12 protein-coding genes are annotated in these 12,256 nt (G+C 46.2%); 4 read left to right on the top strand and 8 right to left on the bottom strand.

Annotated features, from left to right (window positions below):
* Positions 1 to 6: 6 nt before the first annotated feature.
* Positions 7 to 1,146, top strand: a complete 1,140-nt coding sequence (locus tag MHB82_RS09805; RefSeq protein ID WP_095358973.1) for a zinc-dependent alcohol dehydrogenase — start codon at positions 7 to 9, stop codon at positions 1,144 to 1,146.
* Positions 1,147 to 1,263: 117 nt separating this feature from the next.
* On the opposite strand, the gene MHB82_RS09800 is transcribed toward MHB82_RS09805, so the two are convergent.
* The 8 genes from MHB82_RS09800 to MHB82_RS09765 form a co-directional block, all read right to left on the bottom strand.
* Positions 1,264 to 2,049, bottom strand: a complete 786-nt coding sequence (locus MHB82_RS09800) for a class I SAM-dependent methyltransferase (protein WP_341174551.1) — start codon at positions 2,047 to 2,049, stop codon at positions 1,264 to 1,266.
* A gap of 162 nt (positions 2,050 to 2,211) precedes the next feature.
* Positions 2,212 to 4,179 carry a PTS fructose transporter subunit IIABC gene (locus MHB82_RS09795; protein WP_341174550.1) on the bottom strand — a complete coding sequence of 656 codons (1,968 nt, stop codon included), beginning with the start codon at positions 4,177 to 4,179 and terminating at the stop codon, positions 2,212 to 2,214.
* Between the two features lie 86 nt (positions 4,180 to 4,265).
* Positions 4,266 to 5,177: a 1-phosphofructokinase gene (pfkB, locus tag MHB82_RS09790; RefSeq protein WP_341174549.1), complete on the bottom strand. Its 912-nt coding sequence runs from the start codon at positions 5,175 to 5,177 to the stop codon at positions 4,266 to 4,268.
* Positions 5,178 to 5,179: 2 nt separating this feature from the next.
* Positions 5,180 to 5,926: a DeoR/GlpR family DNA-binding transcription regulator gene (locus tag MHB82_RS09785; RefSeq protein WP_341174548.1), complete on the bottom strand. Its 747-nt coding sequence runs from the start codon at positions 5,924 to 5,926 to the stop codon at positions 5,180 to 5,182.
* Between the two features lie 266 nt (positions 5,927 to 6,192).
* Complete coding sequence (locus MHB82_RS09780) at positions 6,193 to 6,567, bottom strand: hypothetical protein (RefSeq protein ID WP_141236946.1); 375 nt, start codon at positions 6,565 to 6,567, stop codon at positions 6,193 to 6,195.
* A gap of 242 nt (positions 6,568 to 6,809) precedes the next feature.
* Positions 6,810 to 8,237, bottom strand: a complete 1,428-nt coding sequence (locus MHB82_RS09775; RefSeq protein ID WP_095358979.1) for an NAD(P)-binding domain-containing protein — start codon at positions 8,235 to 8,237, stop codon at positions 6,810 to 6,812.
* Positions 8,238 to 8,632: 395 nt separating this feature from the next.
* The gene (locus tag MHB82_RS09770; protein WP_341174547.1) at positions 8,633 to 9,586 is read right to left on the bottom strand and encodes an SDR family NAD(P)-dependent oxidoreductase; all 954 of its coding nucleotides are present in this window, start codon (positions 9,584 to 9,586) and stop codon (positions 8,633 to 8,635) included.
* A gap of 120 nt (positions 9,587 to 9,706) precedes the next feature.
* Positions 9,707 to 10,228, bottom strand: coding sequence for a TetR/AcrR family transcriptional regulator (locus MHB82_RS09765; protein WP_341174546.1), 522 nt, complete (start codon positions 10,226 to 10,228; stop codon positions 9,707 to 9,709).
* Positions 10,229 to 10,623: 395 nt separating this feature from the next.
* On the opposite strand from MHB82_RS09765, the gene MHB82_RS09760 reads away from it, so the two are divergent.
* The 3 genes from MHB82_RS09760 (at position 10,624) to MHB82_RS09750 (ending at position 12,108) form a co-directional block, all read left to right on the top strand.
* The gene (locus MHB82_RS09760) at positions 10,624 to 11,043 is read left to right on the top strand and encodes a MarR family winged helix-turn-helix transcriptional regulator (RefSeq protein WP_095358982.1); all 420 of its coding nucleotides are present in this window, start codon (positions 10,624 to 10,626) and stop codon (positions 11,041 to 11,043) included.
* Positions 11,044 to 11,071: 28 nt separating this feature from the next.
* Positions 11,072 to 11,722: a nitroreductase family protein gene (locus MHB82_RS09755; protein WP_095358983.1), complete on the top strand. Its 651-nt coding sequence runs from the start codon at positions 11,072 to 11,074 to the stop codon at positions 11,720 to 11,722.
* Between the two features lie 89 nt (positions 11,723 to 11,811).
* A complete protein-coding gene (locus tag MHB82_RS09750) occupies positions 11,812 to 12,108 on the top strand; it encodes a putative quinol monooxygenase (RefSeq protein ID WP_341174545.1) in 297 nt (98 codons plus the stop codon).
* The last annotated feature ends 148 nt before the right edge of the window (positions 12,109 to 12,256 follow it).

Here is a 12,256-nt window from a genome sequence, read left to right as displayed (position 1 = left end):
ATGATGATGAGAGCCGTTACTTTTCAAGGGACCAAGGATATTCAGGTAAAGCAGGTTGAAGATCCAAGACTGCAACAAAAGGATGACATTATCGTTCGTATTACTTCTACAGCGATATGTGGATCAGATCTTCATATTTATCAGGGAGCATTACCCGCTGAAAAGGATTATGTCATCGGTCATGAACCGATGGGGATCGTGGAGGAAGTAGGTCCTGAAGTGACACGCGTAAAAAAGGGGGACCGTGTGGTCCTGCCTTTTAATATTTCTTGTGGCGAATGCTTCTATTGCAATCACGACATGGAAAGCCAATGTGACAATTCCAACGGTAATCCGGATATTCACACCGGTGGTTATTTCGGATTTACGGAACGGTATGGCAATCACCCTGGTGGTCAGGCGGAATTCCTGCGTGTGCCTTACGGAAATTTCATGCCGTTTGTGATTCCGGAATCCTGTGAACTGGAAGACGAAGCCTTGCTGTTTCTATCCGATGTTCTTCCTACCGCCTACTGGAGTGTCGAAAATGCCGGTGTTAAACCTGGAGATACGGTAACCGTACTGGGCAGTGGGCCCATTGGCCTGATGACCCAGAAGTTCGCCTGGATGAAAGGCGCGAAGCGGGTTATCGCTGTTGACCGCCTTCCGTATCGCCTCGACAAAGCCAAGCGCATGAATGATGTGGAAACCTTCAATTTTGAAAATTATGATGATATGGGCGCACATATCCGCGAGATCACGGGTGGCGGTACCGATGTGGTCATCGACTGTGTGGGCATGGACGGCAAAAAATCCACGTTGGAGGAAATCGGACAGAAGCTGAAACTACACGGTGGTGCGCTGAGTGCCATTGAAATTGGTATGAAAGCCGTACGCAAATTCGGTACATTCCAACTTACAGGTGTGTACGGTTCGTCCTACAACATGTTCCCACTGGGCAGTATGTTTGAACGCAACATCAATCTTAAAATGGGACAGGCTCCTGTCATCCACTATATGCCGGAATTGTTCCGCAAGATTACAGCAGGTGAATTCGATCCGACCGAGATTGTCTCCCATCGCATTGCGCTGGAAAATGCCAGTGAGGCATATCGGATCTTCAACGATCATGAAGACGAATGTACCAAAGTTGTACTGAAACCTTAATGTAGGAGAATGAGCACAGTAATAAGGCAGATGCCCTTGTACAGGTCATCTGCCTTTTGTGTTGTTATTCATAGGCCAGTCTGGATGAAAATGGGTACCCTTGTTGCATCTCTTGAACTATCTCGCTTTTGAAGCCTGAATAAGTACACTCTCTCCCCCGAAGCTTGACAGCTTATTCGGTACTGCCTCTTCGAACCGGAAGAACTTTTTAATGACCGAAGGTGCACATAGCATGCTTGCTTCAAGTTCCCGTCCATCTGCTTCCGGCAGACCAGCACGCTTGCACCAATCTTCAAAGAGGAAGGTTTTCTCGAAGGAAACCATCGCTTCCACGCGGTATTCCGCCACTTCCATCATTCGAATCCACTCCGACTTGCGCCATGCACGAACATGACTGGGATCGCGACGCTTCTCTACTTCATTGTAGAATTGATCATATTCATCACGCTCCGGTGCCACGTTGTCTATCAGCAGCAGTCTTCCGCCTGGTTTCGTTACCCGGAACGCCTCCGTTAGAAAAGAAAAAACATCGGGAAAATGGTGCGCAGCGATCCGGCAGGTGACGATATCGAAGACATCATCTTCGAAGGGTAAATGCTCCGCATCTCCCGGTACAAAATTCACGTTCTGATGACCGCTCTTCCTAATAAAGCGTTCAGCCACCTGGAGCATCTGCTCTGTCAAATCCAAAGCCGTTACCTGCTTAACAAGAGGGGCCAGCGCACACGCAACATGCCCTCCTCCCGTTGCTATATCAAGTACATGCATATCAGGACTTGCCCCAGATGAAGCCACCAGCACATCAAGATCCTTGCCCTTGGCATGCAGGGGGCTGGTCACATACTTCTCGGCATTTTTGCCGAATTGCTGCTGCACTTGTCCTTTCATTCCGTCATGAGTCATACTGCTTCCTCCTTGCCTAATGTTCCGATAGATGAAACATCGTTTCAAAAGTTAAATTATTGTAACTATTTTAGCACAGATCAGGGCCAAGCGAAAATAAAAAGCATTCCCTGAATGAAGCCACTCAGGAAATGCCTTGGTATTCTTACATTAGAACACTGCTTATTTTACAACCGTTGGTGACTTTTTCCACAATCCCAATATCAGACCCGAGATTACTGCACCAATCGCAACGGCTAGCAGGAACAGCAGAGCATGGTTAGCCAGTGCTGCTACGAAAATCCCTCCGTGCGGAGCCGGTACGTTAATGCTCCAGAGCTGTGTCAGTCCGCCTGCAACGGCCGAACCAATAATACAGGATGTCAGTACACGCAGCGGATCTGCCGCAGCGAATGGAATGGCACCTTCAGTAATGAAGGATAATCCGAGTACATAGTTCGTTAAGCCGGATTTACGTTCTTGTTCCGTGAATTTGGACTTAAAGAACGTGGAAGCCAGAGCGATGGCCAGAGGTGGCACCATCCCGCCTGCCATTACGGCAGCCATCCAGGCACCGTCCGTGTTGCCGCTTGATGTAAATACACCAATGGCAAATGTATAAGCTGCTTTGTTGAACGGTCCACCCATATCAATGGACATCATACCGCCAAGAAGCAATCCAAGCAATACCGCATTTCCTGTTCCGAGATTTCCAAGTGCATCTACAAGCCATGTGTTAAGCGAGCCAAAGATCGGATCGAAGACATAGTAACTGATTGCACCAACAATGAGCAATCCGAGTACAGGATACAGCAGAATGGGTTTCAGACCGTCAATGGCTTTAGGTAAGCCTCTGAGCAGCTTACGCAAACCGATAACAACATAACCAGCAAGGAAACCGGCTGCAAGTCCGCCAAGGAAACCGGCATTGGAGTTCACGGCCATCAATCCACCAACCATACCAGGCATCAGGGCTGGACGGTCACCAATACTCATTGCGATAAATCCGGCCAGTACCGGAATGAGGAAGTGGAATGCACCCGTTCCGCCGCCAATCGTCTGCAGCAGCTGGAAGAGAGGATTATCCTCGCCCGCAAGCTGTTCGATCAGGAACGAAATAGCAAGGAGGATTCCTCCACCCACGACAAACGGAAGCATGTGTGAGATCCCGTTCATCAGATCCTTGTAGATCTTGCTACCTACGCTCATTTTGTTCGCACTCGCTCCGTCTTCCTTCACATTGCTGCCGCCTTCGCTGCGATAGATCGGAGCATCTCCATTCACCGCTTTGCGAATCAGCTCTTCAGACTTACGAATTCCGTCGCTTACCGGTCTTTGCAGTACCGGCTTGCCGTCAAACCGGGCCATCTCCACATTTTTATCTGCCGCGACGATAACCCCTTTGGCACGAGCAATCTCATCTGGGGTCAAAACGTTCTGGGCTCCCTCGGAACCATTGGTTTCTACACGGATATTAATGCCCATTTCCTGAGCTTTCTTCTTGAGTGCATCCTCAGCCATGAAGGTATGTGCAATTCCCGTTGGACATGCTGTAACAGCTACGACGAAATCTTCGGAATTCTCATTACCTACAATGATGCCAGGAGTTTGCTGCGGTGCAGAACCCGCTTCGCTTGCGGCTTTTGCAGCCTTTTCGGCTTTCGCTTTTTCCTTGGCAGCTTCTTTCTCCGCTGCTTCCTCCTGCTTCGCATCAAATAATGCACTTACTTCTGCAGGCGTATCCGTACTCATCAGCTGAGCAATGAAATCGCTATCAATCAGCAACCTGGAAAGAGCCGCGAGTGTGCGAAGATGGGTATTACCTGCACCTTCAGGAGCAGCAATCATGAAAAAGATATGAGCCGGCTCGTCATCAAGCGCTGCAAAGTCCAATCCATTTTTGCTTTTTGCAAATACTACGGTTGGTTCATTCACTGCAGATGTCTTCGCATGGGGCATGGCAATACCGCCGCCGATTCCTGTGCTGGACTCTGCTTCCCTTTTATAGATCATTTCCTTAAACAGAACTGGATCATTAATGCGTCCACTTTTGTTCAGACTTGCAATGAGTTCATCAATTGCTTCATCTTTGGTTGTGGCTTGCAGGTCCATGATCATCGTTTCCTGGATCATCAGGTCTGTTATTCTCATCTGTTACACTCCCCTTGAGTTCAGTCGGCCTGCGCTTGTCAGGCCGAATTTATAAATTACAATTGGCTTGGCTTTGAAATGTCGATCTACAATTTGGTGATGGTAACCTCGCCTCGAAGCTCTTCAATGAATTCGCGTGTAGCAAGATCATCCGAGAAAGCCGTTGCACTACCGGAAGCGACTCCCGTACGGAAGGCTTCAAGGATGTCACCATTTAATACATAAGTGCCTACGAATCCTCCGATCATGGAATCTCCAGCCCCAACCGAATTTTTCACCATTCCTTTTGGCACACTTGCGTGGTACACATCTGATCCCGTAATCAACAGGGCTCCATCTCCGGCCATGGAGATTAATACTTGCTTGGCCCCTGCTTCCAGAAGCTTGCGACCGTACAAGACCAGCTCTTCCCGAGTTTCAATATTAACCCCGAAAAGTTCAGCGAGCTCGTGATGATTCGGCTTCACCAGCAATGGCTTATGCACCAGTGCTTCCATTAATGCCGGTCCAGTGGTATCAATGACAAACTCTGCACCCGTCTGCTTGCAGACCTGAATGAGACGATCATAAAAATCAGTTCCCAGGGATGGCGGAATGCTTCCCGATAGAACGACGATATCTCCCGTTTGCAGCGAGGATAGTTTCTGCAGCAGTTGTGCTGCTTCTTCTTCACAAATGGCTGGGCCAAGACCGTTAATCTCTGTCTCGTCTCCATGCTTCAACTTGATATTGATCCGCGTATCATCCGCAATCATAACAAAATCAGTCTGTATCTCATCTTCCTGCAACTTGTCATTAATGAAACGACCTGTGAATCCACCAAGGAATCCAATCGCCGTGTTACCTGCTCCCAGCTGATTCAGCACACGTGATACATTGATGCCTTTACCACCTGGAAGCTTCAAATCCCGATTCATGCGATTCAATCCGCCGAGCTTCAGGTCATCCACTTCCACGATGTAATCAATGGAAGGATTAAGTGTTATCGTATATATCATTGTTATCCCTCAATTATTTTAGTTTTCTGCTCTATTACGGCTCGCCAGTGATCTGGCATCTGCTCGGTAATCAGATCTGCCTCCTCCAGCTCAAACAACTTGGCAAACGTAATTTCACCGATCTTGCTGGAATCTGCCAGCACGTAAGATTTCCCGGACAATTGATGCGCCCTTCTCTTAATCAAGGCTTCCTCCGGGTCCGGAGTCGTATACCCCATCTCGGGATCCACACCGTTGGTTCCAAGAAAACATTTATCAAAACGAAAGTTGTCCATATTTTGTAATGCAATACTTCCGATGACGGCTTTGGTATGGATTTTCATCATGCCACCAAGCAAATAACTTCGAATCCGCTTGCTAACGAGTGCTTCCACATGGGATAGACCGTTGGTCACCACGGTTACGTCCTTGGCTTCAATATAGGGAATCATGGCCAGCGTCGTCGTACCTGCATCCAGATAGATACAATCGCCATTTTCGATCTCCAGTGCAGCCAAACGAGCAATCGACACTTTTTGTTGAATGTTTTTGGATGTTTTCTCTTCCATGCCTGGCTCGAGCGTCTTTTCGTTCATTAATGCTGCCCCGCCATGGATGCGTTTCAGCATCTGACGGCTCTCCAAGTCAATTAAATCGCGTCTTATCGTTGATTCAGAAGCACCAAGCACGTCGACAAGTTCCTGTAATTTAACTATCCCTTGTTTATGTAAGCGCTCTATAATTGCAGCATATCGTTCTTCAGTCAGCATCTTCATTCCTCCAACTGCTTCTATAGTAACATAAATTCCGCAAAAAACAATCATTTTCGTTCAAAATAATTTATAAACCTTCAGAAACTTGCATCTTTCGACTTTTGCACTCCATTATCTCCCATAATATTAACTAAAACGTTCACAATCATCCAATACTAAAATCCTATATCGGTGTCCCTGTATCTCAGCAGGTCTATCCCTTGCCTATTTACATTCAAAAAATCCTGCAAAGCCGTTCATCGCATGCAGGATCATCTCAGGCATTACTGGTTTATTCCCGGTTTGGGTTTAAGCCATTTCCCTTCTTCATTTATAAACGCACCCTTGAAACGCCCCATTTCGAGCTGTTCAATCAGCTTCTGCTCATCGGTAGCCAGAATCTCAGCGAGCTGTTCAGAGGTATAATAGTCATTGGGGTCATATTCCAACCAGAGTGGAACTGCCGTATCATACAATTCCTTAATCATATTCTCAAACGATTGTCTTCCGAGATCCTCCATATCCTTATAAAACTGCAGAGGATGAGATACCATATTTCGAAAAGACTTGTTCTCCAGATTCATCCAAAGTGTATTACAAGCCTGTACACTCATATAATTTTGCTCGACATCGAAGAACTGAATATCTTCGATCTTCATGTATTTCTCCTGAAACGCAACTATCTTGATTATGGGTACACCCCGCTTACGTGAAGCTTTCTTCACATGAGCTCTAAACTGTTCGTAGGTCATTTCTTTCATCAACGTACACCTGCCCTTTACATGTTCCATTCGACATTTTACAACAAAACCATGCAGAGTGTAAGTTCTCCAGTAAAATAAACAAACCGCACAGCAGAAACTCACTGTGCGGTTGGTAATGTGGCTACAATAAGGTTGGTTCAGCTGGGAACGCTGCTTTTTACCCAGGATGCTGTGAACTCCCGCTCATCGTAATCAAAAAATTGCTGTAAAATCGTCTCCCGATCATCCAAAAACAGCTGGTCCGCTATGGCTGACACCAGTTTGGGAACTGCGCTTTTGGTACCCGAGATGGCAGAAGCGGACAGACCACAGCTTGCAAGGGCAGAGTAATTGAAGACAAACAGCCCGTGCAGTTGTGACTCGCCTGCTTCACTTCGGCTCGTCATCGCAAATCCGGAAGTAAGGAAGGGATGTGCATCCAGCAGCTCATTGCGCTGCTCAGCCGGCGCTTCATAACAATCCGCCCAACGAGCAATATGACTTTCCACCAGTTTAAGTTCCGGCCGCAATGCGGGATCACTTAGCAGCCCCGTACTAATCACCAGAAAATCAAAAGCAAATTTCCCCTTGGCTGTCGTCACTACGGCTCCATCCTCGTTTGCTTCCACACCGAGCCAAGGTGAATTCAAATGCAGTTCAAAGCCCGGCCAGGCTGCTGCCCGGTTGAAGGTATCATTGGTTGGAGGTTGATTATATTGAAAAAAGTGTGAAATTACCGCGTATTTATCAGCTGCCCCTAATGCATGAAAACGTTCAATCATCCCGGATTGCTCCATCTGGCGTATGGGATTGACACTTGGAAGTTGTGCTCGCCGCACAAACACATGTGCTTCAGCAACTCCTGCAGCAAGCGCAAAACTTGCATTATCAAAAGCGGAAGCTCCTCCCCCTAATACGGCAATTCTTTTGCCGCGCAACCGTTCAAAATCAATAGCCTCAGATGTATGAGCATACAGTTCTCTCGGCAGTCGTTCTGCAATCAAGGGAGGTACGTGCCATTCTCCCCCTCCCTGTATGCCGGTAGCCAGCACGACCTTTCGCGCCAGCAGCGTGCCGCAATCGATACTGGAACCCTCCACATGAAGTCGGTGAAGCCCCTCAGATGCGGGTTCGATCAATTTTAGCTTTACTTCATTGATCACAGGCAGATTCAGCACGTCCCGATACCACCGCAAATAATTCATCCAATCCCCGCGTGGAATCTTGTCCACCGCTTCCCAGCCTTCCAGTCCAAACTGAGCCTCCCACCAGGAACGAAAGGTTAGCGATGGAATACCAAGATCAATGGACGTCAGATGTTTAGGGGTACGTAGAGTTGTCATACGGGCATATGTTTCCCATGGGCCTTCCAGTCCGGCTTTATTTTCATCAATAACCAAAATGTTAGAAATCCGCTCACGCAGCAGGCCAAAAGCTGCTCCAAGGCCGCTCTGTCCTCCTCCTACAATAATCACGTCATATACATGACCCTCCGCATGTTCCGTCGAACGCACCCAGTTTGCACCGCCATAGGCCAAATATGCGAGATCTTCTTTTACTCGTTGATTCAAAGCTTCCAGGCTCATGATCCCCAACCCTTTCAAGGTACATTAATCGATTTCGATACACTCTCAGCCTAACGTTAAGTTGATGTCATATTTAACTCTTTTTTCAGTTACATTACTGCATCTACGACATTATATTAGCGTTAGTATATGGGTTGCCTTTACTTTTTTGAATATGACGGAAGCTTTATTGTCATCCAATCTAAAAATAGCTAACATGCTTGTTGACCGTTACGAAATGCGCCCTCAAATAAATGTTGTCCGTTACTGAAAGTTGGATGTCATCGTTATGACCAAGGCGTACAAATATAAAAAAGACCCGGGTAATGCTTCCGGATCTGTCTGTCATTCATAAGCAGTATTCATTTATTTGATTTGTTAGTGATTAATCAATAACTAAACATCGAAAATATAATTTACTTTTTCTGAAGCTGTGCAATGGTTTCAGCAATTCCTTCTGCGAAAGGCGTCGCCTGCACAGGACCAATGCTGCGTTCATACTTCTGCCTGCTTAAAACGAGAGGCTCCTTGGTTAAGTATAACATCTCTACGACTTCCTTCATGACCGGCACCCCCAGCCCAATCAGGGACAGTCCTATTTTCCCAAGTGCCATGACTGGTTTCGTTACACCCGCCGCCCTCTGTGCGATCCTAACGATCTCTTTGCCTGCAATAATGCCAGCACCAGGTATATTCCAGTTCTGATTGTATGTGTTCTCCCTGCTTGCCAGTTCCACTACCATTACCGCTGCATCAGGCAGGTAGATGTATTCCCGTGGTGTTTCCATATTACCGATGAAAAAAGCCATTTTTCCCCTGGCGATGGATTCAAGTGTTGAACCCAGATAAGAGGCTTCATTCGCGGTCGGACCATAATAATCAGGCAAACGTACAATCATGACTTGCGCTCTGGACCACCTGCTGCTGAATAACATCTGCTCGTAGGCGAGTCTTGTTTTTCCTTTGCGGGTATGCGGCTGCTTCGGGTGTTCTTCCGTTACTTCGTTCATTTGCCTTCTCCCGTAGGGGTAGATCCCATCAATGACCACCACTTTCAGACTCAGCTGTTCAGCTGCCTTCATAACGGATTCACCCAGTGGTAGGAGTCTGCTCTCCATCTCATGGTAAGGCACGTTGGCACAGTGGAACATCACATCTGCATTCTGGGAAGCAGCGACTATTTCATTCGGGTTAAATGCATCACCCACAGCGAGCTGAAGATGACCCGGGAAACCCAGCTTAGCAGCAAGCTGTTCCAATTTGTGCCGTGAACGTCCATAGGCAACCGTTGCGATCCCCCGCTTAATCAATTCCTGTGTAATGGCAGCACCCGTTCCGCCTGTTGCACCAATAACAATTGCCTTTTTCATCTCCATACATCCTCTCATTTCATTTAGTTATTGATCAATTACTTACAACTCATGAACACAATATAACGCATATTTAGTGATTGATCAATAACTAATTTTGAAAAAGGGCATTTACCCTTCCTATCTTTCTTTGAGCTCAGGCATATCCAGTGCTATCGAGACATTGCATAACATGCCAATCGCCAGGAAAACCAACGTTCTTTGCTTCGCTTCGGCAATGCCGGCATGGCTAAAAGCATTCAAAACCATGGTTCTCACTTCACTAAACCCTTTCTGCATCGCCTGACGAATCACATCCTCCTGAATGGTCTGAGCTTGCATCTGAAGCAGGATTTCACTTTGGTGCGATTCCAGAATTTTCTCGTATGCGTCTATCAATTCGCGCTCCAGTTGATCCGATGCTGCTGTCTCTACAACCTGTCGAAATGAATCAATGACTCGCGTCCATGATACTTCCAGTGCAGATAGCAGCAGGGCTTCCTTCGTTTTGAAAAAACGAAAAATATAAGGCTGCGAAATCTGCGCTCTCTCAGCAACTTGTGCTGTCGTTGCACGGTAGTATCCGATTTCTGCAAATACATCAATTGCCGCTGAAATAATGTCGTTCCGCCGATTAACTGAAGCCGTTGTATCTTTGGCCATGTTGTTCACCTCTAACTGTAGTAATTAATTGATCAATAGCTTGAAGTATATAGGATAACAGCAGTCTTTGTAAAATATAGCCCTTTTCTACTTCATTTTATAGTTGATAGCCATTTTGACTTAAATATAATCTCAATATTTATGGCTATAACAGGACATCCTACTGCATAGCGTGATTACGAAGGATCCGATTGATGTGCATATTTTTTCATATTATTTTGGGTTGCAAAACAAAAAGAGGCATGATATATTAATTGAGCAATCAATGATTGACATGTCAATTGTTGAGGCATCCACTATTTTCATCAACACTGGCTTCGTACTTAAAAGGCCACAATCGGATTGTGTGAACATAAGCCGTTGTTCATGTCCAGATTCACCCGGGAGGTCTAGTCATGACACGTATCGTTTCAAAGGAAGAGCAGATTATCAATCTGCTTAATGCCCTTGGCAACAAAGTTAGCCCGAAGTTCGAGCGGTGCACAGGAATCAGTTCATCTCGCTTTGAGATTCTGTATGAATTGGATCAGGTCGACGAGATTAACCAATCGATGCTGCAAAAAATCATCAATATCGACAGTGCTGCCATCACCCGCCATTTGAAACAGCTCGAAGCGGACGGCATGGTGACCAGACGCAAAAATCCGGAAGACAACCGGGTTACCTTTGTTCGTCTGACCGATGATGGCCGGAAACATATTGAGGGTTACAAAGTAGAGAAGAAAAATTTTATTCATCAGATTCTACATGATTTCAGTGAAGATGAAATCCAGGATCTTGCAAGTTATCTGGAACGCATGCAGAACAATTTTTGATACCTTATATAGAGGAGAGATCCACTGAATGAGTAGCTTTCAAAGTACATTTCAAAAAACGAACGATTTTAACGAGATCACTTACGGCCGTCGTTCCGTTAAACTTTATGATCCAGAGGTAAAAATTAGCCGTGAAGAGATGACCGAAATTCTGGCCGAAGCTTCTCGTGCCCCATCCTCCATCAACCTGCAGCCTTGGCGCTTCCTGGTTGTGGACACCGCTGAAGGTAAAGAGAAGCTTGCTCCCCTTGCCAGATTCAATCAAAATCAGGTGTTGACTTCTTCTGCAGTTATCGGCGTATTTGTTGACATGAACAACATCGAATATATGGAAGAAATCTTCGGCAAAGCAGTAGAGCTTGGTTATATGCCACAAGAAGTAAAAGATATGCAGTTGGCTAAAGTAATGCCTTATTACAAGGTTATGCCAGAATCCGCTCTTCGCGATGTCAACCTGATTGATGCAGGTCTGGTTTCCATGCAATTGATGCTGGTTGCCCGTGCTCACGGTTATGATACAAACCCTATTGGCGGTTACGAAAAAGATCAAATCGCTGAAGCGTTCGGTATGGACAAAGAACGCTATCAACCGGTTATGCTGATCTCCATGGGTAAATCAGCCAAAGAGGGTCATCCATCCTACCGTCTGCCAGTTGATACGATTACAACTTGGGCATAATTGATGTATCACACTTGTCATTGAACTGCGTCACCATTAACTATTGGCAACAATCAAACAATTTATATACATTACGGAGGTAAACACACATGATTATCATTCACGCACACCTGTCCATTAAACCGGATCAAGAGCAAGTATTCCTCGCAGCAGCCAAAGAACTCGTTGCAGCAACTCGCAATGAAGAAGGCAACATCAGCTACACTCTGAACAAAAGTACTGAGCAAGAACATCAGTATGTCATGATCGAATTGTGGAAAGACGAAGCCGCTACAGCAGCTCACAACACAAGCGCTCATTTCCAAGGATTTGTTCAACAAGCAGCAGCATTCATGGCTGCACCGATGAACGTTGAAGTGTTTGCTGGCGAAGCAGTTAAACACTAAGATAAGATTCGCATCGGGTCATTATTTGAGTTTATAAGCTTAAGCTCCCTTGTGGCCTAACAAACAATAAGAAGCCGCCTCCAAAGTCATTTGATTTGGGGGACGGCTTTTTGTCTTGGAGAAGACAAATGTATTGATCATGCTCCTA

Source organism: Paenibacillus sp. FSL K6-2862, assembly GCF_038005125.1.
Classification (GTDB): domain Bacteria; phylum Bacillota; class Bacilli; order Paenibacillales; family Paenibacillaceae; genus Paenibacillus; species Paenibacillus illinoisensis_A.
The sequence above is the reverse complement of the archived record's forward strand: the minus strand, read 5'-3'. Positions and strand labels throughout refer to the sequence as shown.